The organism is Bradyrhizobium jicamae (assembly GCF_001440395.1).
GTDB classification, from domain to species: domain Bacteria; phylum Pseudomonadota; class Alphaproteobacteria; order Rhizobiales; family Xanthobacteraceae; genus Bradyrhizobium; species Bradyrhizobium jicamae.
Window position 1 is genome coordinate 70,169 of sequence record NZ_LLXZ01000141.1, and the last position, 24,214, is coordinate 94,382.

The following is a 24,214-nucleotide window of genomic DNA, read 5'->3' on the forward strand; positions in this document are numbered from 1 at the left end:
CCCTTAGGCCGCGCGGATGTTGCCGAGGAATTTTCCGGTTTCGGTCTCGAGCTGTTCGGACTGCGAGGTCAGTTGCGCGGCCGCATTCAGGACCAGGGTGGCGGCGGCGTCGACCTTGCTCGAGGCTTCGCGCACGCCGGTGATGTTTTGCATCACCTCCTGGGCGCCCTGCGCCGCCTGCTGCACGCTGCGGGCAATCTCGTTGGTCGCAGCGCCCTGCTCTTCGACGGCGGCGGCAATCGAGCCGGTGATTTCATTCATCTGGCCGATCGTGGTGCCGATTTCGCGGATCGCGTTGACCGTCGAGCCGGTGGCATCGCGAATTTCCTGAATCTGGCTGGTGATTTCGTCGGTAGCCTTGGCGGTCTGTGACGACAGCGCCTTGACCTCGTTGGCCACCACGGCAAAACCCCTGCCGGCTTCGCCCGCGCGGGCGGCCTCGATGGTCGCGTTCAACGCCAGCAAGTTCGTCTGCCCTGCGATGGTCTGGATCAGCGCCATCACCTCGCCGATCTTTTGCGAGGCCTCGACCAGGCGGCCAACCATGGCTTCGGTCCGGTTCGCCTGCCCGACCGCATTCTGAGCAATGGACGAAGACTGGGTGACCTGCCGCGCGATCTCTTGGATCGACGACGACAGCTCTTCCGCCGACGCCGCGACGGTCTGGACGTTCGACGCCGTCTGCTCCGCGGCGGCCGCGACCTTCGCGCTCTGACCCGTCGTCCCCACCGCGATCGTTGACATCGATGAAGCGGAATTCTGCAGTTCGTCCGCAGCGGTGCTGGTGCCCCGGATCACGCCGCCGATGCTGCGCTCGAAATCGTCGGCGATGCGGGACAGAACCGCCTGCCGTTCCTCGGCCGAACGCGACTTCATCGCTTCCTGCTCGGTGCGGAGCCGCGTCGTCTCGACCAGATGATCCTTGAAGACCTGAAGGCTGCGCGCAATCCGGCCGATTTCGTTGGTCCGATCGACGAACGGAACCTCGGCCGTGAGGTTGCCCTTGGCCAGTTCATCCATGGCCGCGCAGGTCTTGTTGAGCGGAACGACCAGCCCGCGGCCAAGCCAGAACGCGACGAACGCCGCGATGGCGAGGCCAGCGAGACCTGCGATTCCGGCCCACATCATCCGGCTGAAGACCACGGCGTCGATATCGTCGACATAGGCGCCCGCCTGCAGCGCGAGCAGCTTGTCGCCTGCGCCAAAAGAACCGACATAGGAGACCTTGCGGAGTTCGGCGCCGCCGGCCGACCGGGGCGCCAGGTATTCGACAAAGCCGCCGCCGGCACGCGCCGTCCGCACGATGTCCTGGATCAGGAGCTTGCCGCTCTTGTCCTTGAACTCCCAGCGGTTGACGTTGATGTATTTGGGATTGGCATGCACGTAGGTGACGCCGGCATCGGAGCTTCCCGTGCCGTAGACGCCGATATAATCGGAATATTCGCCCCAGCGCATGGCGCTGATCGCGGCAAACGCCGCCTGGCGCGCCTGGTCCGGACTGATCCGGCCGGCTTTGGACTCGCCGTCATAGTGGGCCAGGATCTTGGTCGCGCCTTCGACCAGATTGCGGACGGTGGTGCGCCGCTCGTCCAGCACCGCATCGCGCAACACCAGGATCTGCAGGGCGGAGACGCCAACCAGCACGATCGTCAGCGCCGCAATGATCATCGCAAAACGCTGATAGACGCTAAGGTTACGCATGCCGCTTCCTTCCTGCTGGTTGAGCACTCGTACCAATACAACGTTAATCGATTGTTATCGGGTTGCGCGGACGGCCTTCCGCGTCCGATTGCGAGAATCGGCGCTTGAAATGACGGCGGCGCGGCGACACAATGGCGCGCATCCTTCAAACGTAATGCGCCAATGACCCCCCGCACCCGCGCGGAATGACATGGTGCGGTTAAGAGTGACCCATAATGGCTGAAGCCGATCTCGACGTTCTTATCCGGCAATTCGCAAAGGCGCAGAACAAGAACCTGATGGCCGCCGTCAAGAAGCGGCGCGACCAGATCATGGCCCGCGCGGCCAAGGCCAAGGACAAGGAGACGCGGGACCAATTCCGGCTGATCGCCAGGAGCACGATGGAGCTCGGCACGGCCGCGGCCAAGCGGCTGCAAAACTCGGCGGCAATCACCGCCGACAGCTATGCGCGGGCCATCCGGAATGCGGCCGAGGAAGCGGCGGCGGCTGCGAAGAAGCCAGCGAAAAAGGCTGCAAAGAAGCAAGAGGCCTGAATCGACCGCTCGGGCTCAGGCGGCCCTATGGGCGCGGTAAATACCGCGCTCGAATAGACGATAGGCATTGAGCGCGCGCTGGTCGGCGAACGGCAGTATCTGCATCATGATCACCCCCGCGATACGCGACGCCGGGTCGATCCAATAGTAGGTATTGTAAAGCCCGGCCCATGTCAGGCTGCCCCCGCTGCGGCCATCAGGCACGGGATCGATGTTGATCATATCGCCAAGCCCCCACCGCAGCCGGACTCCCGGGAAAAAATCGACGTTGTCGGACAATGCCGGATTTGTCGTCTTGAGAATTCCGGCGTCGAGGTCGCCGATCTGATTGGTGGACATGAGTGCAACCGTCTGCGGCCGCAAGATGCTCTTCCCGGCAAGTGCCCCGCCATTCAACAGCGCCTGGAGCAAAGTCAGATAATCCGGCGCGGTGGAATAGATGCCGCCGCCACCAGAAACCGTTTTCGGGTCGGTTCGTCTCACCAAAGGCTGCGGCACAAGCGTACCATTCATCTTGCGCAAATGCAGACTTGCCTGGCGTGTGCGCTGCTTCTCGGTGAGCGAGAAAGCAGTGTCGTTCATCCTGAGCGGACCTAGAATGTGATCGCGGAAATAGCGGTCCAGACTTTGCCCACTGACGATTTCAACGAGCCGGCCGACCCGGTCGAGACTGCCGCCATAGGCCCATTTGGCGCCCGGATCTGAAATCAGTGACGTGCGGGGTAGCGCCGGATCGTTGCGGGCTGCCCTGTTGTAGCGAACAACATTCGCGTCCCAAAGCTGATAGCTAAAGCCGGATGTGTGCGTCAGCAGATTGCGCAGCGTGATAGGCTTTCGAGCGGCGCGCAGTTGCGGCGCCCCCTGCGTATCGAAACCATCGAGAACCTGGGGTGACCCAAGCGTCGGATCAATTCTCGCCGCCGGTTCGTCCAGTTTGAGCTTGTCCTGTTCGACGAGCTGCATCGCTGCGACCGATGTCAGCAATTTGGTCATCGACGCGATACTGAAGACCGTATCGGCCGACATCCTGACAGCCGTGCCCATGCTTCTTGCGCCGAATGCGCCCTGGTAGATCACCGAGCGTTCCGTCGCGGCCATGGCGACAACGCCTGGCACGTCTGCCGCATCGACCCGAGCCTGCAAAATGGCGTCGATTTCCCCGGTACGGGGCAACATGCGGAGCGGAGCTGCAAGGCCGGGAACGGCTCCGCCGGGGATCAGGCCTGCCGCCGCGACGGCTGCCGTTCGCAACAACGTATCGCGCCGACTGAACCGCACCGTCATCGCGCTCCCCTCAACGCCCTGGAACCAGCACCGCGCTGTCGGGTGTCGTCAGCACGGGCCGTCCGGTTACCTCGGCGACCTGTTCCGCCGCCGGGGCCAGACTGTATTGGGCGAGCGCGATCAGGTCGCAGTCGCGCAAGTCCCTTGATGCTTCCACGACGAGGCGGTCATGGGTGGCGCGGTCACCGCGATCGAGCGCGGCCATTGCGCCGTCGGCCAGTTTCGGCACTAGTTCGATCGAGGACGGAAATTCCGGCGGCATCGAGACCAGTGTCGGCGGAAATGTCGACAGCAAGCCGATCTTCCTACCCCGTGCGACCGCCTGCTCGATCATCGCCTCGTTCGGCTTGAGCACCGGCACCGGGGCATGGGCACGCGCGACCGCCTCGATGCAAGGGCCGAACGCCGAACAGGTGAACAGGATCGCATCCGACCCGGTGCCGGCCGCGTAGCGTCCAAGCCTAAGAAAACGCTCGGTCATGGCGTCGGTGAGCCCGCCGTCACGCGCCAGATCGGCCGACAGGCTGTCGTCCAGCAGATTCATCAGGCGCGCCTCCGGCCAAAGCCTGGCGAAGGAGGTTTCGATCGGGACGATCGAATGTTTCAGGGCGTGGATCAGGGTAATGCGCATGCGCGACAGTCTGGCTGCGGCGCGGCCGGTGTCAACCCGGCCTGCCGCAACGCGCTTGCTGCTTACGCGGCCTTGATGCGGGCGAGGAAGCGGCCGACCTCGTTGCTGAGCGCTTCCGATTCTGCCGCGAGGCCGTCGGAGGATTCCAGAACGTCGGATGCCGTCTCGCCGGTCTGGTTGGCCGCATTCGAGACGCCGACGATGTTGTTTGAGACATTCTGCGTGCCGGAGGCGGCCTGCTGGATGTTGCGGGCGATCTCCGCTGTCGCCGCCCCCTGCTCCTCGACCGCGGCAGCGACGGTCGTGGCGATCTCCGACATCTTGTCGATGATCTGGCCGATGCCCTTGATGGTATCGACCGCTTCCTGGGTCGAGCCCTGAATGGCGGAGACCTGCGCGGTGATGCCTTCCGTAGCGCGCGCCGTTTGCGTGGCAAGGCTCTTGACCTCGGAGGCGACGACGGCAAAGCCCTTGCCGGCCTCGCCCGCGCGCGCGGCCTCGATGGTCGCGTTCAGCGCCAGCAGGTTGGTCTGCGCCGCAATCGTGTTGATCAGGCCGACCACTTCGCCGATGCGGTTCGCCGCATTGGCAAGCTCGGTGACCGTAACTTCGCTCTTCGCCACCTGCTCCACCGCCTGGGCCGCGATCCGCGTGGATTCGCCTACCTGCCGGGAAATCTCGCTGATCGAGCTCGAAAGCTCTTCGGTCGCTGACGCCACCGTCTGGACGTTGGCGGCAGCCTGCTCGGAAGCCGATGCGACGGCGCCGGTCTGTTCCTTGGCCTGCGCCGCGACCTGCGACATCTTCTCCGCCGACCCCTTCATGCGCGAGGCGGCGCTCGACACCGCGGCCAGCGCGCTGGTCGCGCCGTCATTGAACTCGCGCGTCAACTGGTCGATCAACGCCGCCTGACGCTGCTTGGCATCCTGTTCGGCGGCCTTTTCGGCCGCAGCGGCATTGGCCTGGACGATGCCTTCGCGGAACACCGACAGCGCTTCCGCCATCTGGCCGATCTCGTCGCCACCACGCCTGGTGTCGACTTCGGCGGCGAGGTCGCCGCCCGCGAGCCGCGTCATGGTCTTCTCCAGGCCAACCAGACGCGCCACCAGATTGCGGCCGATATAGAACCAGACGAACAGGGCCGCGCCGGCGACGCTGATCGCTGCGATCATCAGCATCACGGAGGTACCGAAACCGATGGCCTCGTCGGAACGGTCGGTGGCTTCCTTGGTCTTGTTGGTAACGGCCTTGACCTGCGCGGCGACTTCCTTTGCAAGGTCACCGGTCAAGCCACGCGTCTCGTCCAGGAGCTTCTGGCCGAGCTGGCTGGCGGCGAGTTCCTTGCGGCGCGCCTCGAAGATCGTCTCGCCCGAGCCGAGCTTCAGCCAGGCTTCGCCCGCCTTGGCCAGACCTTCGGTCGGCTGCAGGGTGTTGACGATATCGAGCTTCTCCTCGACCTTGGCCGACATCGCCTTGAAATTCTTCTCCAGCGCCGTGACGCTATCGGCATTCGGCGCGACCGCGGCGCGATCGAGCAGGCTCGACGCCAGATTGACGAAGCCGACCAGGTCGGCAAAGCCCTGTGACACCGGCACCTGCGTCGAGACCAGCTTCAGCAGCGTCATCATGGTCTGGTTGGCGTCGCCGCCAAGCGTCATCGACACCATGGTGATGTCGGCCTGGGCTTTTTCGCCGGCCGGCAGCAGCACATCGTTGAGCTTGGTCTGCGTGTTCTGGGCTGCCTTCACGATCTCTTCGCCACGGGCGCTGAGCTTGAGGCGATCGTCGACCGCGCCGTCGAGCGCGGCGAGCTTGGTGTTCATTGCCGCAATCAGCTTCTTCAGCCGATCGATCGCGTCACGATCGGATTGGGTGCGCGCGATCTCGTCGAGCCGCTTGGCGATGCCATCCTGGCGCGCCTTCAGCGCGGCCATCTCCTGCTGCCGCTGCGCCTGCGATTTGGCCGCCAGCAATGTCGGTGCGGAACCGGCCAGCGCCTGCGTGTCCGTCTGCAATCCCAGCGTTTCGACAATCTCCGGAATGTTGCGCCCGGCGACACCATGGAAGAGATCGCGAACCTGCGAGAACATCAGCCAGGCGGCGGCGCCGGCGATCACGGTAGTTCCCGAGACCGCGGCGAAAGCGAAGAAAAGCTTGGCCCGGATTCCGAGTTTGCGAGCTGATGTCACGGTCTGTTTCCTCAATTCCTGAGTGCGCGAACGCTCATTATTCTGAGCAGGATCTTTTCCCGGAAAACCGGTGATAACCTTTACGCCAACGCGGCCTCGCCGATCCGGATCACGCTCTATTTCGTGGCGACCTTGTATTGCTGAATCAATTCCCGGGCGCGCGTGTAGAGCCGCTCGCCGTCAATGCCGAGCTTCGCCATGTTGGCCTTCCACTCGACCACAGCCGGCGCGGTGACCCGCTGCAGCTCCGCGCGCTGCTCGTCGCTGAAGGCCAGCGCCGTGAACCGCGGATCGCTCTGCAGCTTCTTCTTGGTGACGGCTTCCTGCGCCTCGCGAATGCGCGCGCTGCCCATCGCGATGTCGGAGGAGTGTTTTTCGATGATCTTCTTCAGATCGGCCGGCATCGATTCCCACGTGGCGCGGTTCATGACGATCATCAGCGCCGGCGCGGCCAGCCGCGCGTCGATTACGACCTTCAACTGGTCGGCCAGAAACTTCCCGGCCGCGCCCTTGGTCGTGGTCGTGGAGTCCCAGCCATAGGCGATGGCATCGACATAGCCGCTCGCAATGGTGTCGCCGATCATGTTGAGGGGAATGCCGAGCGGGACCGCGCCGAGCTTGGCCAGCGCGACGCCGACGGTGGTGCTCGGCGTGCGCATGCGCAGGCCGCGAAAATCCTTCACCGACTGGATCTTCTTGCCGGTCGTGAAGATCGGATAAGGCGGCAGCACGTAGAGGCCCAGCACCTTCACCGACGCATAATCCTTGTCGAGCAGGCCTTCCTTGTACAGCGACATCATCGCGGAGGTGCCCGAGATCGAATTATCGAACATGAAGGGCAGCTCCATCACCGACGACTGCGGAAAGCGGCCGGGATGATATCCCTGCACGGTCGCCGCCATCTCGATCGTGCCCTTCTCGACCATCGTGAACAGTTCGGCCGGCTTGCCGTAACCACCAAGCGGCTTCAGCGCCACTTCAATGCGCCCGCCGGATTCCTCCTCGACGGCCTTTGCAAACGGCAGCAGGACCTGATCATAGGCTGCCGTGTTTTCGGTGTTGATCGAGCCGAAGCGCAGCACCACTTCCGCTGATGATGCGGGCGTGGAGAAAAGAGCGAGGCCAAGCAGGGCTGTGGCCGCGGATGGCATCCTGGTGCGGGAGAACATTCTGTTTCCTTCATCACCGGCAGTTGTCGAGTTTCAGCTCGCAGCACCTGTCGGTCGCATGGGCGGGTCCTTGACGGCGGCAACGATAGCTTTGGCCCATTAATCGCGGGTAAACCCTGTCTTTGCGCAGCTTCCGTGCAAATACGGATGCTGTCCCGCTAAAAGGAATGACGATCATCATTCTTTAGGACACGCGAAACCAGCCGACAGCGAGCACGTCGTCAGCACCGCCGGGTTTCACTCGATGGCCGACGATGATCGCCGGGCCCAGGCGCTTGTCGCATCCCGGCTAGTGCGAGACTACGAAACGGAACTGCGAAACGAGGCCAGCAAATCTACCGCGCGGAAGATCGCCGGCCGTCTCGACGCACTAAACCTTCACCAGGCTTTCGAAGCCGCCATAGATCATCCGCTTGCCGTCGAACGGCGGCTTTGATTTAGGATCCATCATCTCGCCGAGCCGCGGGTCCTTCATCACCTTGGCGTTGATCTTGTCGCGCTGCGCGCGCGACTTGTAGGTGATCCAGGCGAACACGACGGTTTCGCCCGGCTTGAGCTTGACGCTGCGCGGAAACGACGTGAGCTTGCCGACCTTGACATCATCGGCGACCCATTCGCGGTAATCCAGCGCGCCGTATTCGCGCCAGATCTTGCCGCACTTCTTCGACAGGCGGGTGTAAGCCTCGAGATTTTTCTTCGGCACGGCGACGATGAAGCCATCGACATAGGGCATTGCATTACTCTCCGGTATTTCTGGTCGATACGACGTCATTCCGGGGCGATGCGCAGCATCGAACCCGGAATCTCGAGATTCCGGGTCTGGTGCTTGCGCACCATCCCGGAATGACGACTGAGGGGTTGTTGACGACTAGCTACGGCAACAAGATGCCTGAACTGGCGCGGGCTGGTATTGGTCACGTAGCCGCACCCAGTCCATCGGATATGGCAGGCCTTCCTCGTGACGCCCGAGCGGCGTCAGGTCGAGATAGTGATAGGCGGCGTTCATCATGTCGAGGCCGCGCGCGAAGCAGGAATAGGTGTGGAAGATCCCTGCCTCATCGCGATAGAACACGCTGATCCCGGGCGCTTCGTCGCTGCCAAACGCCGTAGTTCCATAATTGTAGTTGCCGCCCGCCGCGATCTGCTCCGGCGTGAACGAAACACCGTAGTCGTAATTGAAGTCGTTGCCGCCGGATGACAGCCAGTCGAAGGTCCAGCCCATTCGCTGCTTGAATGCGGCGAGCTTTGGCAGCGGCGCACGCGAGATCGCAACCATCGTGGTGTCGCGGGCGGCCAGATGCGGGATCATGCGCTCGAACCCGTCGGCCCAGAACGAGCAGCTCTTGCAGGCCTCGTTCCAGTCGGGCGCGAACATCAGGTGCTGCACCACGAGCTGACTTCGTCCCTTGAAGAGATCGCCGAGCGACACCTTGCCGTCGGGGCCGTCGAACAGATAGTTCTTCTCAACCCTGACCCAGGGCAGCGCACGGCGCTCCTCGTTCAGGCGCTCGTGCGCTTTGGTGTATTCCCTCTCATGCGCGAGATGGGCCTTGCGGGCGGCGATCCACTCCTCGCGAGAGACAACGCTATGCGGCTGCATGGGTGGCTCTCCTTAAGCAAGATGCGTTTCGAGCCTGGCAAGAAGTTCCGTCCACCCGCGCTCGTGACTGTCGCGCGCTTTCTCATCGACGAACTGCGCGTGATTGAAGACGAGCAGCGTGCCGCTGCCTTCCGGCTTGATCGAAATTGTCACCAGCGATTCACGCTCCGGCGTCGAATGCCACGCCCAGCTGAACACCAGCCGTTGGTTCGGCACGACCTCGCGATAGACGCCGCCGACCTCGTTGTAATCGCCGTTGGCGTTGAAGCTGATGCGGTAGCGACCGCCGACGCGCAGGTCGATGTCGGCCTTCACCGAGCCCTCCTCTACCGAGGCCGGCCCGAACCATTGCACTAGCTTTTGCGGGTCGACCCACGCGGCGTAGACTTTTTCGGGCGCCGCGCTGAGCCGGCGCGTGAGTGTGAGGCTGGGCCGCGCGGCGAGTTCGGCATCGCGGATGGCGCCTTGCTTGGCAAGGCTGGACTGGGTGGCCATGGGTCTTCCTCCACAAAAGCGGCAAGGCGATCGAGAGCATCGGACCAGAAGCGCTGGTAGCGATTGAGCCACTCCATCGCCTGCTCCATCGGCTGGGCAGTCAACCGGCACGCAACCGTGCGGCCGGTCTTCTCGCGCGTGATCAGGCCGGCATCCGACAGCACATCGAGATGCTTCATGATCGCGGGCAGCGACATCGAAAACGGCTGCGCCAGTTCGCTGACGGACAGGCCTTCGCGGTCGCCGAGCCGCGCCAGGAGCGCGCGGCGGGTCGGATCGGACAGCGCGGCAAAGGTGCGGTCCAAAACGTCTTCCTGATACTTAACCATATGGTTTAGTATAGACGCAAACGAAACGCCGTCAAGCCGGCGTGTGCATCACGAAGTCGGGAGGCGGTAACGAGATGCGCAAATGGCCGGATCACCCGGGCTTCTTGAGCTGGATGGTCCGGCCATGTTGCGGAAGTGAATGGCGATCAATAATCCCGATAAACCCGCATCCGCCGCTGCTGTCCGAAGGCTACGCGCGGATTGATGTTGCAGTAGAGCGCGCGGCCCGAGGCCGATGCCATGCACTGGCCATAGGTAGCGTACGAGCAGTCACCGGGAATGCCGATGCCCCGGCCCTGGAGGCAATAGGGGTAATCATACGCCGCGGCGGGCGAGCTGCCCGCCACGGTGGCGACTGTCGCAGCCGACAGCGCCAGGATTGCTAACAGTGCATTGCGCATTTTCGATCTCCTCCACGTGACGCAAAGCCGCGTCGTCTTTTCCATAAAACACCGCGGCCTTGCCATTGTTCCGTGACCTAGATCACTGCACCTTTTCTACCTTGGCTTCCTCGATCACTTTCTTCCACTTCTCGGTCTCGGCCGCGATCATTTTCCCGAACGCTTCCGGCGGGCCGATCAGCGGTTCGCCACCGAGATCGACCAGCTTGGCCTTGATCGCGGGTTCGGCGAGGATCTCGTTGATCTCCTTGTTCAGCTTGGCGATGACGTCCTTCGGCGTGTTCTTCGGCGCGCCCATGCCGAACAGCGCGCTCGCCTCATAGCCCGGGATCGTATCGGCGAGAACCGGCACATCAGGCAGCAGCGACGACTTCGCCGCGCTGGTCACGGCCAGCGCCCGCACCGAGCCGGCGCGCACGTGCTGAAGGATGGAGGGCATGTTGTCGAAGATCACCTGGACCTGGCCACCGAGCAGATCAGTGATGGCAGGCGCAGCGCCGCGATAAGGCACGTGCTGCATCTTGGCGCCCGACATCGCCATGAACATTTCGCCCGACAGATGCACCGACGTGCCGTTGCCCGACGAAGCCAGGTTCACCTTGCCCGGATTGGCCTTCACATAGGCGATGAACTCGGCGACCGTTTTCGCCGGCACGTCCTTGTTGACCGTCATCACGTTCGGCACGCGATTGAATGCCGCGACCGGCGCGATGTCGCGAACGACATTGAATTTCAGGTTCGCGTAGAGCGTGGCATTGATGTAGTTCGCGGGGTTCACCAGCAGCACCGTGTAGCCGTCCGGTTCCGCATTGATGACGGATTCGGTCGCGATGTTGTTGCCCGCGCCCGGCTTGTTCTCGATCACGAATTGCTGGCCGAGCCGTTCGGAAAGCCGCTGGCCGATCAGCCGCGCGATGATGTCGGTCGCGCCACCCGGGGGATATCCAACGACCCATTTCACGGGCCGGGTCGGATAATCCGCCGCCGAAACGCTGCCGATCGAAGCGGCCGTGGAAAGGCCGATCACGGCCAGGCAAATCGCGGTGCGACGTGAAATCATAAAGCATTCTCCTTGGAGGCCGGGGTTCAGGGCCCGGTCCGTTTCTATTGAGGCGCTGTTCTATTGAACCGAACGCGGCCCGCGTTGTAACAAACTAAGTCAGGTGCGGCCAGTGCGACACAGGCGCCGCAGACCGCGACGAAAGGATAAGGCATGTCCGTCAGGGTTAACGCACTCGACCATCTCGTCATTAACGTGTCCGACGTGGCGCGTTCCACCGAGTGGTACCGGAAGATCCTCGGCATGGAGGTCAGGGTGTTCGATCCCGGCCCGGGTAAAACGCCGCGGACCTCGCTGGTGTTCGGCAACCAGAAGATCAATGTGCGGCCGCGCGATGCCGACAAGGTCGAATGGTTCACCGCCGATCACGAAACCGCAGGGAGCGACGATCTGTGCTTCCTGACATCAAGCACGCCGGATGAAGTCGTGGCACACCTGAAAGCCAACGGGGTCGCGATCGAAGAAGGCCCGGTGGCAAAGCAAGGCGCTCGCGGCACGCTGCGCTCGGTCTATTGCCGGGACCCGGATGGAAGCCTGATCGAGATTTCGTCGTATGAAGGCGCGGTGAAATAACACGCCGCCCTCGTCGCCATGGCCGACGCCAGGCTATGTAAATACTACCCGGCCGGAACAAAAGCGTATCCGCGGCCTTCCTCGACTATTCTGCCGATCCCTGGACGACCGAGGTGAGCGCCGGCTAGCCCGGTACGTGCACGCGCTGCTTCCTGGAGCAACTCGCGCCGGCTAGTCCTCGCCAGCAGTTCGTCCTCGTCATAAGCCCACGTAAGTTCGGGGCGCGCGAACTGTGCGGCGGGAACGTGGATCAGGTCGCCACAGAACAAGATATCGTCCTCGTTCGTGCTTAGGAGGTATCCCATATGCCCGGGCGCATGCCCAGGTATTGCCACCGACAGCAAATGATCGGCCAACCGATCTCCTCCGTTTATCGGAGCAAGGAGAGAGCGAAACTCGGCTAATTTTGGCTCGGCCAGGAATTCCTGAACGGCATCTTCTCCTATCACGATCTTGCACAGGTTCTTGAAGGCGCGTTGGCCGTCGGGCATCAAGAGACCGTTGATGTGGTCGCCATGAGCGTGAGTGAGGGCGACCACAGTGACGGAAGACGAATCGATGCCTGCTTCCGCCATTGCCTTTCCGAGGTGCCCCATGGACGGATCCCAACTTCCCCCCGCTCCACAATCGATCAAAACGCAGTCTTGGTTGGAGCGATCGAACAGAAAGCAGTTGACCGACAATCGAACCAGCAAATCCTCTCGCCGCGACGATTGCCGATCTGACTTGTCGTTCGGATATCTGAGGGTTTCGGCAGGCAGGTCCACATACCCGTCGGAGAGTGACCAAATGTTCCAGGCGCCCGAGGCGCACCCGAACGCATTGGCGCTTTGTGACAGAAATTCCACGGACACCTGCCAGGCGCGAGAGCTGCTGTTAATGTCGCGAAGCCGTCAGGTTTTCGACGTCATCACTTTCTGAGCAATTTTCCAGGTGCCGTTGACCTTCAAGCACGACAACATGTCGGTGAAGTGGCGTGGCGGTATCTGCAGTTTCAACTTCACAAGAGCGAGCTCTCCTTCAACATCTATCGACAGGATCTGATCGTTCCGCTCCAGGCCCTGCTGTTTCGGAGCTTTCAGGTTGCGGACGGCTGCTAGCCACATCGCAATCGGCGTCACGCTCACATTGCCGTCGTCGCCGACCTTGGTTACGGAGCTCGAGGGATGAAATATGGATGCAAACTTGTCCGCATCCATCTCATAGGCGCTGTCGAGGTATGTATGAGCCAGAGAGCGTAAGGCACGAGCATCGGCGTCCATAAGCTTGCTATCCATGAGGTTGTTATTCGGACCGGCAGGAGATTGCGCATGGCTGACCGTTTGGTCTCCAAGCACCAAACCGGTAGCGCCGATGAGCGCAGCTCCAAGAGAGGCGCTGACGGATCGACCCAAGAATCCTCGTCGATCTACTTCTAACATTGTGCTCTCCAAAAATTTTGAGGCGCATTCTTCAGACCAGGATCGCCGGAACCAGCTGCCCCGAACAGTTCATAGGCCCTGCTCAAGTTCCCGTTGGTCAACGCTAGGCCAAAGCAACTTATGAAACTAGACGTGTTGCATAACATAGAGTTATGAGCGATATTCATAAGTCATGAGAAGCGAACTGAATGAACTCGCTGCGTTCGCAATCGTCGCTACTGAACGAAGCTTTACGCGGGCTGCAGCGAAGATTGGTGTGTCTCAGTCTGCCCTGAGCCACACGATCCGCGGGCTTGAGATACGGCTCGAACTGCAGCTTCTTGCTCGAACCACCAAGAGTGTGGCGCCAACCGCTGCGGGAGCAGAACTTTTGAAAGAGTTGTCCCCGGCGCTTGAGCAAATTACGCGCGCGATCGACAAAGCCCGAAGCGTTCGGCATCGACCTGCTGGGCGCCTTCGAATTGTAATGTCTCGGTCGGCCGCGGTGATGGTGCTGTTGCCGAAGCTCACCGCCTTCGCCGAGGCCTACCCCGATATCGTTCTTGATGTTGTTACGGTCACTGGTCCGGTAGATCTTGTTGCCGGCGAGTTCGATGCCGGTATTCAACTCGGCGAGTACATTCAAAAGGACATGATCGCGGTGCGAGTCACGCCGGAGCTACGTTTGGCGGTGGTCGGCTCACCCGGCTATTTTGCAGCACGAAAAATGCCTCGGAAGCCCAAGGATCTCCATGATCATCGATGCATAGGCTTGCGACTTCCGGGTGGTCCGTATCGGTGGGAGTTCGAGCAGGGACGAAGGGCAGTCACGATCGGCGTAAATGGCCCACTTATAATCGATGATACCAACCTGGTCATTCAGGCGGCACTTGCCGGAGCCGGCCTCGGCCTGGCCTATGAAGAACAGGTCGCAGAGCATCTCGCGAAGCGCCGCCTTGTTCGAGTGCTGGAGGACTGGACGCCACCCATTCCCGGCTTCTTCATGTACTACCCCAGTCGTCAGCATCAGCCAGCCGCGCTTTCCGCACTGACGAACGCCTTGCGACTCTCACAACAATAGCTTGCATTGACCGTGAAAACCGACCGTCTGTCACTCTGATATGAATCAGGGGGCTGACCGAGTTTGGCAAGGACAGCCGTCGCTGCAATTGTGTGTCAATCGCCTCACCGGCCTCGAGCAGCAAGGACGTGGATGCCGAGAGCAAACTCCCGATTTGCCCATCGCGCCGTCCAATGGCAGAAATACTCCCAAGCAAGAACCAAAAAGCCGCCGCAAGGCCGCACGGGAGGAATCATGCCAGCTTCACAGCCAGCGCCGGGTATTGTCGGACCATTCGCAGGGCTCGATGTGCCGTGGCTGTTGCGGATGCGCGCCGAAAGCCGACGCAACCATCCCTTCCTGATCTGGGCGCCGCTCGAGGGTCCGGCGCGGAAATGGTCCTACGGGGAATTCCACGAGCGCGTCGGCGCGCTTGCCGCGGGCCTCGTCAAACGTGGCGTGAAGCCCGGCGAATACGTTCTGATCCATCTCGACAATTGCATCGAGGCCATGCTGGCCTGGTTTGCCTGCGTCGAACTCGGCGCGATCGCCGTCACCACCAACACCCGCTCGGCGGCGGCGGAAATGGAATACTTTGCCGGCCATTGCGGCGCGGTTGCCGCCATCACCCAGCCAGCCTACGCCGAACTGATCTCGGCCCATTGCCGCGGCCTGCGCTGGATCGCCGTGATCTCGCACGATGCCGGCAGCCGGCCTGCGCAAGGCGCCCCGCGCGGCGACAGTTTTGAATCCCTGTTCGCCGACAGCGCCGACCGGCCTCGCCGCGCAACCGATCCGCTCGCGTCGTGCAGCGTTCAGTATACGTCCGGCACCACGTCACGCCCGAAGGCGGTGCTGTGGACGCATGCCAACGCATTGTGGGGCGCCAAGATCAACGCCGCGCATGAGGATCTGCATGCCGGCGACGTGCACCAGACCTATCTGCCGCTGTTCCACACCAACGCGCTCGCCTATTCGATGCTGGCAACGCTGTGGGTCGGCGCTTCCTGCGTGATTCAACCCCGCTTCTCCGCCAGTCGTTTCTGGAGCGTCGCACTCGAATACGACTGCACCTGGACCTCGACCATCCCCTTCTGCATGAAGGCACTGCTGGAGCACGAGATTCCGAAGAGCCACAAGTTCCGGCTCTGGGGCACCGCGGTATCCGAGCCACCGCCATTCGCCGCCTTCGGCGTCAAGACGATCGGCTGGTGGGGCATGACCGAGACTATCACCCACGGCATCGTCGGAGAGGTCGACCAGCCCAACATTCCGATGTCGATCGGTCGCGCCGCGCCGGAATATCAGATCCGCATCGTCGAGGATGACGGGACGCCGACGGGTGTCGGCGGCACCGGCAACCTCCTGATCAAGGGCATTCCCGGCCTGTCGCTGTTTTCGGAATATCTCCACAACGAAAAGGCCACGCGCGAAAGTTTTGACGAGCACGGCTACTTCATCACCGGGGACCGCGTCACGCTGCTGGAGGACGGCTTCATCAAATTCGGCGACCGCACCAAGGACATGCTGAAGGTCGGCGGCGAGAATGTCGCGGCGTCCGAGATCGAGCAGGTGATCGCTGTCGTGCCCGGCGTGCGTGAGGCCGCCGTGGTGGCGAAGAAACATCCGATGCTGGACGAGGTGCCGGTCGTGTTCATCATTCCGCATGCCGGCGTCAAGGGCGCACCGGCCGATCTGCATGATATGGTGATGGCTGCGTGCCGCAGGTCGCTGGCGGACTTCAAGGTGCCGCGAGAAATACATTTCGTCGACGACATGCCGCGCTCAACGCTGGAGAAAGTGGCGAAGGCGGAGTTGCGGAAGATGTTGGAGTGAAGACGCAAGGGTGAGGCTTGCTCCGTCATTGCGAGCGAAGCGAAGCAATCCATGGCTCGGCGTAACGGATAGATGGATTGCTTCGTCGCTATCGCTCCCTTGCGCAAACGCTTCGCGTTTGTCGCAGGCAATGACGTGGCGGCGGTCCAAGAACAATATCGAGAGTTATAGGGGAGCATGATGCTAAGGTCACGTTCTGCTAAATTTACTCGCTGTCTCGCGGCAACTATCATTGCCGCATCGTCCGCGACCATCGCGTCGGCGCAGACCGCCGATACCATCCTGTTCAACGGCAAGATCCTAACCGTTGATAATGACTTTTCGCAGCAGGAAGCGCTCGCGATCGGAGACGGCAAGATACTCGCCACCGGCACCTCGGCTGCGATGAAAAGGCTTGCCGGCGACAAGGCAAGCCTGGTCGATCTCGGCGGCCGTGCCGTGATCCCCGGGCTGACCGACGGCCACATCCACGGCATCCGCGCGGCGTTGACGTTCGGCACCGAAGTGAACTGGATCGGCGTACCGACCTTGAAAGATGCGTTGGAGAAAATCCGTGAAGCGGCAAAGGCGCAAAAGTCCGGCTCGTGGATCGTCGTCGCGGGCGGCTGGACCGAAGCGCAGTTTGCCGAGAAGCGACGGCCGACGCCCGGCGAGGTCGCAGCCATTGCACCCGACAATCCGGTCTATATCCAGCATCTCTACGACTGGCTGCTGCTGACGCCGAAAGCGATGGAGGCGCTGAACATCCGCGATGACAATGACGTCACGCCCGGCGGCAAGCTCATGCGCGATAGCGACAACAAGCCGACCGGCGTCATCGAAGCCGGCGGCAATGCACTCGGCAAATTATTCGACAAGCTGCCAAAGCCGACCCTGGAGCAGCAGGTCGACGGCTCCAAGAAATTCTTCCGCGAGATGAACAGCCTCGGCATAACCGGCATTGTCGACGGCGGCGGGGTCAGCATGTATCCCGCGAGTTACCAGGCCGTGTTCAAGCTGTGGCGAGACAAGCAGCTCACGGTACGCGTCGCCTATCACCTCTGCTCGCCGAAGCCGGGCAGCGAGCTCGCCGATGTGCAGAACCTGACACAGTTGCTGCCCCCGGGATTCGGTGATTCCATGCTGCACTTCAACGGCCCCGGCGAAATCATCATTTGGGCCGACTGGACCGACGGCGACATCACGCCGGACGGCAAGGCAAAGCTAGCGGAATTCCTGCGCTGGGCGGCGTCTAAGGGTTACACGATTCAATTGCACTGGAATCCGGACCGCACCGTCCGCGACCTGCTCGATGTCGTCGAGGACATCAACAAGGATTACCCGGTGCGCGATCTGCGCTGGACCGTGCTGCACCTCTACAACGCCTCGGAAGACAGCCTGAAACGGATGAAATCGCTGGGCTTGATCTGGGGCGTGCAGGACGGGCTCTATTTCGGCGGCGAGCGGCTGCAGAAGGAGGTTGGTGCCGAACAGGCCAAGCTGATGCCGAGGATCGCAACCGCGATGAAGCTCGGACTCGTGGTCGGCGCCGGCACCGACGCACACCGGGTGTCGTCCTACAACCCGTTCGTCTCGCTGCAATGGTATCTCGACGGCACCACCATCGGCGGCACCAAGACCCGCGGCGATGAAGAAGCCCCGAGCCGCCGCCAGGCGCTTGAGATGTACACCCGCAATTCGGCGTTCATGGCGAACGACGACGACAAGCGCGGCACGCTGGAGGCTGGCAAATTCGCCGACCTTGCGGTGCTGTCGGCGGATTATCTGACCGCGCCGATGAACGAGATTGGCAAGATCAAATCGGTGCTGACGATGGTCGGCGGCAAGGTGGTGTATGCGGCACCCCCGTTTGCGGAACGTTAGAGCGTAGGGTGGGCAAAGCGCAGCGTGCCCACCATTCATCGACAACGGTGCAAGAAATGGTGGGCACGTCGCTGACGCTCCTTTGCCCACCCTACGCTGTCCTGTTCAATTCACCTCGAACCGGATCGGCAGTTTCTTCGGGCCGTTTACAAAATAGGCCTGCGTCATCTTGACCTCGCCATCCAGCGCGATCGATTTCAGCCGCGGCAGCAGCTCCTCGAACAGAATCCGCATCTCCAGCTTCGCCAGATACTGCCCGAGGCAGAGATGCGCGCCGTATCCGAACGCGACGTGGCGGTTTAGCTTGCGGTCGCAGCGGAACCGATACGGTTCCTCGAACACGTCCTCGTCGCGATTGCCGGAGGCGTAGCACAGCATCAGCCAATCGCCCTTTGCAATCTTGCGGCCGCCGAGCTCGGTGTCCGCCGTCGCCGAGCGCATGAAATGCTTGACCGGCGTCATCCAGCGGATGGCTTCATCGACCAGCCCTGGGATCAGTTCGGGATTGGCCTTCACCCTTTCGAATTGCGTGGGATCCTCAGCCAGTGCCCAGATCGCGCCGGCGGTGGAGGATGAGGTGGTGTCGTGGCCGGCGGTCGCGACAATCATGTAGTAGCTGGTGGCGTCATGGTCCGGCATGTAGTCGCCGCCGATCTTCGCATTCGCAATGACGGTGGCGAGATCCTCGCGCGGGTTGCTGCGGCGGTCCTCGGTGATGCCACGGAAATAGGCGCCGAAATCGGCGACCACCGCCTGCATCATCCCGGAGAACTGCTCCGCCGTCAGCTTCTCCTTCATCCGCGCCGTATCGGGATCCTGCGGGCCGAACAGCTCCTGCGTCAGCCTGAGCATGCGCGGTTCGTCCTTTTCGGGAACGCCGAGAATTTCCATGATGACATGCAGAGGATAGCCGAGGGCCACGTCTTCGACGAAATCGCAGGCACCGCCCTTGTCGAGCATGCGCTGCACGTTCGCGCGTGCGATCTCGCGCACGCGTCCCTCGAACTTGCCGAGATTGGCGGGCATGAACCAACCCTGCGTCAGCGCGCGGTACTTCGGATGATCGGGGGCATCCATCTGCACCAGCGATCGAACCAGGTTGGGCCCGCCGGTGATCTTGCGGACGCGCTCTTCCACCGCCCGGTTCGTCAGCGTCGTCGGCCGGTCGGCATTGTGGAACAGCTCGTTCTGGCGGCTGATGGCCTGGATATGCGCGTGCTTCGTCACGACCCAGAACGGGTCGAACCCCTCGGGCCGCGCGATGCCGAGCGGGTTATTGGCGCGCAGCCAGCGGTAGCTGTCATGGATCCGATGGTCGGTATAGGCGGCCGGATCGACCAGCGTGGCGGCGATGTCGGCGGGAATGTCGCGGTCGGTTGGGGTCGCTGTCGTGTCCATGGATTTCCCTGCCAGCGATCGTTGGTCATCGGCGTGCCGATGATCGCCGATAACTAGCGGGCTGAAAAGTCACATGCTTGCGTTGAGCGGCTGCTCTCTCCCCGTCATTGCCTGCGACAAACGCGAAGCGTTTGCGCAAGGGAGCGAAGCGACGAAGCAATCCATGCCTCAGCTTGTGGCGACATGGATTGCTTCGCTTCGCTCGCAATGACGGCGGAGGTGGCGAGGCTCAATAATACCCGAACGCCACCGGGCGGAAGGCGTGCAGCAGATGCTGGTCGAGCTTGTCGCCCATTTCTTCCATCATGCCGAACGCGCGGGCGTGGGTGAACTGCAGGCGATAGGCGCGCTTCTCGACCAGAGCAGCGTAGATGTCCACGATCGTGGTCAGCCGCACGATGTCGCTGATCTGCTTGCCGCTGAGGCCGTTGGGATAGCCGGTGCCGTCGAGGAATTCGTGGTGATGCAGCACCACATCGAGCATTTCCGGCGGAAAGCCGCCTTGCTCGAACAGCGCATCATAGCCGCGGCGCGGGTGCTGGCGCATCTCTTCCATTTCTTCCAGCGTCAGCGGGCTCGGCTTGTCCAGGATCGCCACCGGAATGAACGCCTTGCCGACGTCGTGCAGCAGGGCGGCGCGTGCCAGACGGCGCTGGTCGTCCTCGCGCATGCCGAGATGCTGCGCATAGGCCACCGCAAAGCCGGTGACAAAGAGGCAATGGCGGTAGCTGCCGGCATGATGGCAGCCGACCGTCGTCAACCATTCGCGCAGGGACGAGTGCTTGATCGCCTTGAGAATCTTGTTCTCGGCCTCGACGATGTCAGTGAATTTCAGGGGAACGCCTGATGGCAGCTTCTCGAAGATCTTGACCATCACGGCATGCGCGGCCTCGACGCCCCGGTTCAGGGCCTTGCCGCGATCGGTTTCGTCAAATCCGTCGCTGTCCGGAAACGCGGCGCGGATGCGCTGCAGGATGCCTTGCGCGTCGAACGGCCGCGCGATCGTATCGGTGGCGCCGAGGGCCCAGGCCTGCATCGATCCATGGTGGAGCGCATCCGCCAGCACGAACAGCCGCGGCATCTCGCGATAGGCCTCGGCGCGCAGCTTGTTGCGCACCAGCTGCACACTCTCCGCAGAGCGTAGATTGATGTCGACCACGATTCCCGCCAGATCGCGCTCCGGCGCGTCGGGAATATCCGATGTCGCGATGGTGTCGACCTGGCCGACGGATCGCAGAATGCTCGCGAGTTCGCTGCTTTGATCGCTCCGATCCGATGCCAGCAACAGCCGGCGCTTGGTCGAAGTCTTGTTGGTGGCGGTTGTCATAAAACCCCAGACCCCTAGCGGTGATGACTTGCAACCGAGGCTAGCGGATAAGGAGTTCTCCGGGGCTTAAGAGGCATCGTGAAAGAGGGGTACCGCAAACGCTAAAATTTTAGCGATCCCGTTCGCGATGCGCCGCACCCATCACGGGCATCCTGTGAAAAGCGCATGATTCAGAGACACTTCGCGGGGACCTGACGACGACCGCCAAACATGAACCCGCCGGGAGCATGGCCCCCGGCGGATCATCTCGTTCGATAACTTTTCCGCCCGTTACGCCTTCATGCTCGCCTTCACCGCTTCAGCCGTGATCGGCAGCGAGCGGATGCGCGCGCCGCAGGCGTTGAAGATGGCGTTGCCGAGCGCGGGCGCGACGACCGTGACCGCCGGCTCGCCGACGCCGGTCGGCTTGTCGCCATTGGCGATGACATTGACGGCCACTTCCGGCGTCTGGCTCATCCGCAGCGGCGTGTAGGTATCGAAATTGGTCTGCTCGATACCGCCGTCCTTCAGCGTCGCCTTCTCATACATGGCGAGCGAAAGGCCCCACAACGCCGCGCCCTCGACCTGGGCGCGGATATTGTCGGGATGCACCTGCATGCCGACGTCGGTTGCGACGGTCAGTTTCTTGACCTTGACCTCACCGGACGGCGACACCGCAACATGGGCCACGCAGGCGGTCCAGCTTGCGGTCGCGCGCTCCTGCGACGAGACGCAGGCGATCCCCATGCCCTCGCCCTTCGGCAGCTTGGTGGTGCCGTAGCCGGCCATACCCATCGCCGCCAGCAGGGTGTTGCGCAGGCGTTGCGCGCCGCCGTCGTTCTTGCCTTTGCCGTCCAGCATCGCGATGCGGTACTGCGCGGGATCCTGGCCGACCGCATGCGCGAGTTCGTCGATCATGCTTTCGACAGCCCAGAAGGTCCAGCCCGGCGCCACCGAGCGCAACTGCCCGGACGGGGTGGCCGTATGCGCCATCTCGTTCTTGATCGCACGCACACTGTGATTGGGCACGGAATAGAAGAAGTCCGCACCGTTCACCGTGAACGAGTCCAGCGGTCCCTTCTTGTCGACCGAAGGCGTCAGGAAATCGGGGATTCCCCACCGCGCGGTCGGCCATGCACTGACCACGTCGTGATTGAGCGCGATCAGCTTGCCATCGCCATCGAGACCCGCCTTGACCTTCTGGAAGGTCAGCGGACGCGAATAGTCCATGGTCATGTCGTTTTCGCGGCTGTAGATCACCTTGACCGGCTTGCCGACGGCTTTCGCCGCCTGCACCGCAGGCACCATCATGTCGGCATCGAGCCGCCGGCCGAAGCCGCCGCCCAGCCACATCTGGTGCATCACGACAAACTTGGGATCGATCCCGGCCGCTCCCGCCGCGATCGCGCCGGAGCGTGTCGCGAACTGGTTGCCGGAATAGATGTGCAGGATGTCGCCCTTGAACTCGGCGGTCGCGTTCATCGGCTCCAGCGGCGCGTGGATGTTGATGCTGGTGGTGTACTCAGCCTCCATCACCTTCGCCGCCGTCCCGAAGGCCGCCGCCGTATCGCCGTCCTTGACGAAGAACTGCCCGGAATCGTCGAGCGCCTGCAGCCGCTTGGCCTCGTCGATCAACGACTGGCTCGACAGCTTGGCATTCGGGCCATTGTCGTAGGTGATCTTCAGCGCATCCGCCGCCTTGCGGGCGTTGGCATAGGTATTGGCGACCGCCACCACCCAGCCGGACGTGCTGCCGGTCTTGTCGTCGAGCGTGACGGCCTTGATGAAGCCCGGCACCTTCTTGGCTGCACTGTCGTCGACCGATTTCACCGTGGCGCCGAAACGCACCGGCGGGGTGACGACCTTGCCATAGGCCATGCCCGGCAACATGACGTCGATGCCGTATTTGGCCGTGCCGTTGATCTTCGGCGGGATATCGAGTTGCGGCACCGAGACGCCGATCATGGTGTACTGGTCGGGCGTCTTGAGCTTGATCGCCTTCAGCTCATCCGGCGTGAAGGTCTTGGTGATCTTGCCGCTCTTGACGATGTCGGCAAAACTCATCTGCTTCTTCGACTTGGTGTGCACGACGGCGGAGTTACGCACCACCAGCTCGCCGGCCGGCACGCCCATGATACTGCTTGCTGCTTCCGTCAACGCGATACGGCCGGCGGCGCCCGCGCGGCTCATCGCATCGAAGTTCATCATCGTGCTCCAGCTACCGCCGGTGATCTGCGCACCGAGCACGGGATCATTGAACTTCGGATCGTTGGATGCGAGTTGCACCCGCATGTCCTTCCAGTTCGAACCGAGTTCTTCGGAAACGATCTGCGCCATGGTGGACGCGATGTGCTGGCCCATGTCGGCCTTGCCGCAGGTGACGGTGACGATGCCGTCGGGCGCGATCGAGTACCAGACCGAGGGTTCGAAGCTGGAGGGCGCAGCGAGCGCCTGATCGACCCCGGGGACGGCGGCATAGCCGAGCACGAGGCCCGTGGCGGCCGAGCCGACCAGGAACGAACGGCGGCTGAGATCGGCAGGCGCGCTGCCGGTGACTTTTACATGCGTATTCATGTGGCCCTCCGCTCGGTGCCGGCGTTGGAGGCGGTACGCATTTCGGATGCGGCGCGCATGATCGCCTTTTGAATGCGCGAATAAGTCATGCAACGGCACAGGTTGCCGTCCATATGCGCGACCACTTCATCCTTGGTCGGATTGGAATTTTTCGACAGCAGCGCCGCCGCTTGCATGATTTGTCCGGACTGGCAGTAGCCACATTGCGGGACCTGCTCGGCGATCCAGGCCTTCTGGAGGGGATGATCGCCCCTGGCGGACAGACCTTCGATGGTGGTGATCTTCTTGCCGACGGCTTCGCTGACCAGCGTCTGGCAGGAGCGGACGGCTTCGCCGTTGACGTGAACCGTGCAGGCGCCGCAGAGACCTGCGCCGCAGCCGAACTTCGTGCCGGTCATCTGCAATTGCTCGCGGATGACCCAGAGCAACGGCGTATCGCCGGCCGCCTCGACGGACATATTCCGTCCATTGATCGTGAGATTTGGCATCTCGTCTCCCCTTCCGGTGTTGGCAGCCGCTTACGGCGGCATTCTCACGTTTGGGTATTGGCCGGCATCCACCGGGTCGATGCCAGTCGGCGCGAAGAATGATACCGAACTTTCCCGAAGGCAATCCAATTTGGAATCGTTCGAAGAAAGTAAGGCTTTGAAGCTGCCCACTTGTGCGCTGCGGCAAGGCTTTGTCGTGGGCTTGTCAATCACGCGCGGGGCGGCAGGCGCATCTTCCGTTTCCGCATTTCCTATTCCCGAAGGGATCGCGCTAGGATGCGGCTGGCGGTGACGGCCCCGCCCGAAAATTTCGCAGAATTTGCT

The 24,214-nt window shown here is 62.3% G+C and carries 22 protein-coding genes; 5 read left to right on the forward strand and 17 right to left on the reverse strand.

All coding sequences use genetic code 11. The features are described 5' to 3' along the window. Window positions 1–3: 3 nt before the first annotated feature. The gene (locus CQ12_RS23255; protein ID WP_057837678.1) at window positions 4–1,701 is read right to left on the reverse strand and encodes a methyl-accepting chemotaxis protein; all 1,698 of its coding nucleotides are present in this window, start codon (window positions 1,699–1,701) and stop codon (window positions 4–6) included. Window positions 1,702–1,916: 215 nt separating this feature from the next. Between CQ12_RS23255 and CQ12_RS23260 the strand changes: the two genes are divergently transcribed. Then, the gene (locus CQ12_RS23260; protein ID WP_057837625.1) at window positions 1,917–2,234 is read left to right on the forward strand and encodes a hypothetical protein; all 318 of its coding nucleotides are present in this window, start codon (window positions 1,917–1,919) and stop codon (window positions 2,232–2,234) included. Window positions 2,235–2,249: 15 nt separating this feature from the next. Here CQ12_RS23260 and CQ12_RS23265 read toward each other — a convergent pair whose 3' ends face one another. From CQ12_RS23265 to CQ12_RS23310, 10 genes are all read right to left on the reverse strand, one after another. Beyond that, the gene (locus CQ12_RS23265; protein WP_063799794.1) at window positions 2,250–3,518 is read right to left on the reverse strand and encodes a serine hydrolase domain-containing protein; all 1,269 of its coding nucleotides are present in this window, start codon (window positions 3,516–3,518) and stop codon (window positions 2,250–2,252) included. 10 nt (window positions 3,519–3,528) lie between these two features. Further along, complete coding sequence (locus CQ12_RS23270) at window positions 3,529–4,149, reverse strand: aspartate/glutamate racemase family protein (RefSeq protein WP_057837626.1); 621 nt, start codon at window positions 4,147–4,149, stop codon at window positions 3,529–3,531. A 62-nt stretch (window positions 4,150–4,211) separates the two neighbouring features. Beyond that, a complete protein-coding gene (locus tag CQ12_RS23275) occupies window positions 4,212–6,338 on the reverse strand; it encodes a methyl-accepting chemotaxis protein (protein ID WP_057837627.1) in 2,127 nt (708 codons plus the stop codon). Between the two features lie 116 nt (window positions 6,339–6,454). After that, window positions 6,455–7,507, reverse strand: a complete 1,053-nt coding sequence (dctP, locus tag CQ12_RS23280; protein ID WP_083519437.1) for a TRAP transporter substrate-binding protein DctP — start codon at window positions 7,505–7,507, stop codon at window positions 6,455–6,457. A 370-nt stretch (window positions 7,508–7,877) separates the two neighbouring features. Continuing rightward, window positions 7,878–8,240: a DUF1428 domain-containing protein gene (locus CQ12_RS23285; protein WP_057837629.1), complete on the reverse strand. Its 363-nt coding sequence runs from the start codon at window positions 8,238–8,240 to the stop codon at window positions 7,878–7,880. 135 nt (window positions 8,241–8,375) lie between these two features. Further along, entirely contained in the window at window positions 8,376–9,107 is a 732-nt protein-coding gene (locus CQ12_RS23290; RefSeq protein WP_057837630.1) for a DUF899 domain-containing protein, read from the reverse strand. Between the two features lie 12 nt (window positions 9,108–9,119). Continuing rightward, window positions 9,120–9,461, reverse strand: a complete 342-nt coding sequence (locus CQ12_RS23295; protein WP_057837631.1) for an SRPBCC family protein — start codon at window positions 9,459–9,461, stop codon at window positions 9,120–9,122. Continuing rightward, window positions 9,461–9,907 carry an ArsR/SmtB family transcription factor gene (locus CQ12_RS23300; RefSeq protein ID WP_245310096.1) on the reverse strand — a complete coding sequence of 149 codons (447 nt, stop codon included), beginning with the start codon at window positions 9,905–9,907 and terminating at the stop codon, window positions 9,461–9,463. Before CQ12_RS23300 ends, CQ12_RS23295 begins: the two co-directional genes overlap by 1 nt. A 170-nt stretch (window positions 9,908–10,077) precedes the next feature. Beyond that, complete coding sequence (locus CQ12_RS23305) at window positions 10,078–10,332, reverse strand: DUF3551 domain-containing protein (RefSeq protein WP_057837633.1); 255 nt, start codon at window positions 10,330–10,332, stop codon at window positions 10,078–10,080. Between the two features lie 82 nt (window positions 10,333–10,414). After that, window positions 10,415–11,392, reverse strand: a complete 978-nt coding sequence (locus CQ12_RS23310) for a Bug family tripartite tricarboxylate transporter substrate binding protein (protein WP_057837634.1) — start codon at window positions 11,390–11,392, stop codon at window positions 10,415–10,417. 153 nt (window positions 11,393–11,545) lie between these two features. On the opposite strand from CQ12_RS23310, the gene CQ12_RS23315 reads away from it, so the two are divergent. Then, window positions 11,546–11,965 (forward strand): VOC family protein, encoded by a 420-nt coding sequence (locus CQ12_RS23315; protein ID WP_057837635.1) that lies wholly within the window; start codon window positions 11,546–11,548, stop codon window positions 11,963–11,965. 44 nt (window positions 11,966–12,009) lie between these two features. Here CQ12_RS23315 and CQ12_RS23320 read toward each other — a convergent pair whose 3' ends face one another. Together CQ12_RS23320 and CQ12_RS23325 are read right to left on the reverse strand one after the other, a co-directional pair. After that, window positions 12,010–12,813, reverse strand: a complete 804-nt coding sequence (locus tag CQ12_RS23320) for an MBL fold metallo-hydrolase (RefSeq protein WP_063799796.1) — start codon at window positions 12,811–12,813, stop codon at window positions 12,010–12,012. A gap of 45 nt (window positions 12,814–12,858) precedes the next feature. Continuing rightward, window positions 12,859–13,386, reverse strand: a complete 528-nt coding sequence (locus tag CQ12_RS23325; protein WP_245310097.1) for a nuclear transport factor 2 family protein — start codon at window positions 13,384–13,386, stop codon at window positions 12,859–12,861. A 172-nt stretch (window positions 13,387–13,558) separates the two neighbouring features. Between CQ12_RS23325 and CQ12_RS23330 the strand changes: the two genes are divergently transcribed. From CQ12_RS23330 to CQ12_RS23340, 3 genes are all read left to right on the forward strand, one after another. Further along, entirely contained in the window at window positions 13,559–14,446 is an 888-nt protein-coding gene (locus CQ12_RS23330; RefSeq protein ID WP_057837637.1) for a LysR family transcriptional regulator, read from the forward strand. Between the two features lie 234 nt (window positions 14,447–14,680). After that, entirely contained in the window at window positions 14,681–16,261 is a 1,581-nt protein-coding gene (locus CQ12_RS23335; protein ID WP_057837638.1) for an AMP-binding protein, read from the forward strand. A gap of 180 nt (window positions 16,262–16,441) precedes the next feature. Beyond that, on the forward strand, window positions 16,442–18,124 hold the full coding sequence (locus CQ12_RS23340; RefSeq protein WP_057837680.1) for an amidohydrolase: 1,683 nt from the start codon (window positions 16,442–16,444) through the stop codon (window positions 18,122–18,124). Window positions 18,125–18,229: 105 nt separating this feature from the next. Here CQ12_RS23340 and CQ12_RS23345 read toward each other — a convergent pair whose 3' ends face one another. The 4 genes from CQ12_RS23345 to CQ12_RS23360 form a co-directional block, all read right to left on the reverse strand. Continuing rightward, window positions 18,230–19,522 (reverse strand): cytochrome P450, encoded by a 1,293-nt coding sequence (locus CQ12_RS23345; RefSeq protein ID WP_057837639.1) that lies wholly within the window; start codon window positions 19,520–19,522, stop codon window positions 18,230–18,232. 229 nt (window positions 19,523–19,751) lie between these two features. Next, entirely contained in the window at window positions 19,752–20,849 is a 1,098-nt protein-coding gene (locus tag CQ12_RS23350) for an HD-GYP domain-containing protein (RefSeq protein WP_057837640.1), read from the reverse strand. Between the two features lie 270 nt (window positions 20,850–21,119). Next, window positions 21,120–23,402 carry a xanthine dehydrogenase family protein molybdopterin-binding subunit gene (locus CQ12_RS23355; RefSeq protein WP_057837641.1) on the reverse strand — a complete coding sequence of 761 codons (2,283 nt, stop codon included), beginning with the start codon at window positions 23,400–23,402 and terminating at the stop codon, window positions 21,120–21,122. Further along, window positions 23,399–23,890 (reverse strand): (2Fe-2S)-binding protein, encoded by a 492-nt coding sequence (locus CQ12_RS23360; protein ID WP_057837642.1) that lies wholly within the window; start codon window positions 23,888–23,890, stop codon window positions 23,399–23,401. The genes CQ12_RS23355 and CQ12_RS23360 overlap by 4 nt, the downstream gene beginning before the upstream one ends. Window positions 23,891–24,214 lie beyond the last annotated feature (324 nt).

Excerpts from the sequence above, each read along its gene's own strand:
- CQ12_RS23325 (WP_245310097.1), bottom strand. The coding sequence starts at position 13,386 with ATGTTAGAAGTAGATCGACGAGGATTCTTGGGTCGATCCGTCAGCGCC.
- CQ12_RS23355 (WP_057837641.1), bottom strand. The coding sequence starts at position 23,402 with ATGAATACGCATGTAAAAGTCACCGGCAGCGCGCCTGCCGATCTCAGC.
- CQ12_RS23255 (WP_057837678.1), bottom strand. The coding sequence starts at position 1,701 with ATGCGTAACCTTAGCGTCTATCAGCGTTTTGCGATGATCATTGCGGCG.
- CQ12_RS23285 (WP_057837629.1), bottom strand. The coding sequence starts at position 8,240 with ATGCCCTATGTCGATGGCTTCATCGTCGCCGTGCCGAAGAAAAATCTC.
- CQ12_RS23305 (WP_057837633.1), bottom strand. The coding sequence starts at position 10,332 with ATGCGCAATGCACTGTTAGCAATCCTGGCGCTGTCGGCTGCGACAGTC.
- dctP (WP_083519437.1), bottom strand. The coding sequence starts at position 7,507 with ATGTTCTCCCGCACCAGGATGCCATCCGCGGCCACAGCCCTGCTTGGC.
- CQ12_RS23290 (WP_057837630.1), bottom strand. The coding sequence starts at position 9,107 with ATGCAGCCGCATAGCGTTGTCTCTCGCGAGGAGTGGATCGCCGCCCGC.
- CQ12_RS23315 (WP_057837635.1), top strand. The coding sequence starts at position 11,546 with ATGTCCGTCAGGGTTAACGCACTCGACCATCTCGTCATTAACGTGTCC.
- CQ12_RS23330 (WP_057837637.1), top strand. The coding sequence starts at position 13,559 with ATGAGAAGCGAACTGAATGAACTCGCTGCGTTCGCAATCGTCGCTACT.
- CQ12_RS23360 (WP_057837642.1), bottom strand. The coding sequence starts at position 23,890 with ATGCCAAATCTCACGATCAATGGACGGAATATGTCCGTCGAGGCGGCC.
- CQ12_RS23335 (WP_057837638.1), top strand. The coding sequence starts at position 14,681 with ATGCCAGCTTCACAGCCAGCGCCGGGTATTGTCGGACCATTCGCAGGG.
- CQ12_RS23310 (WP_057837634.1), bottom strand. The coding sequence starts at position 11,392 with ATGATTTCACGTCGCACCGCGATTTGCCTGGCCGTGATCGGCCTTTCC.
- CQ12_RS23340 (WP_057837680.1), top strand. The coding sequence starts at position 16,442 with ATGCTAAGGTCACGTTCTGCTAAATTTACTCGCTGTCTCGCGGCAACT.
- CQ12_RS23350 (WP_057837640.1), bottom strand. The coding sequence starts at position 20,849 with ATGACAACCGCCACCAACAAGACTTCGACCAAGCGCCGGCTGTTGCTG.
- CQ12_RS23345 (WP_057837639.1), bottom strand. The coding sequence starts at position 19,522 with ATGGACACGACAGCGACCCCAACCGACCGCGACATTCCCGCCGACATC.
- CQ12_RS23270 (WP_057837626.1), bottom strand. The coding sequence starts at position 4,149 with ATGCGCATTACCCTGATCCACGCCCTGAAACATTCGATCGTCCCGATC.
- CQ12_RS23260 (WP_057837625.1), top strand. The coding sequence starts at position 1,917 with ATGGCTGAAGCCGATCTCGACGTTCTTATCCGGCAATTCGCAAAGGCG.
- CQ12_RS23265 (WP_063799794.1), bottom strand. The coding sequence starts at position 3,518 with ATGACGGTGCGGTTCAGTCGGCGCGATACGTTGTTGCGAACGGCAGCC.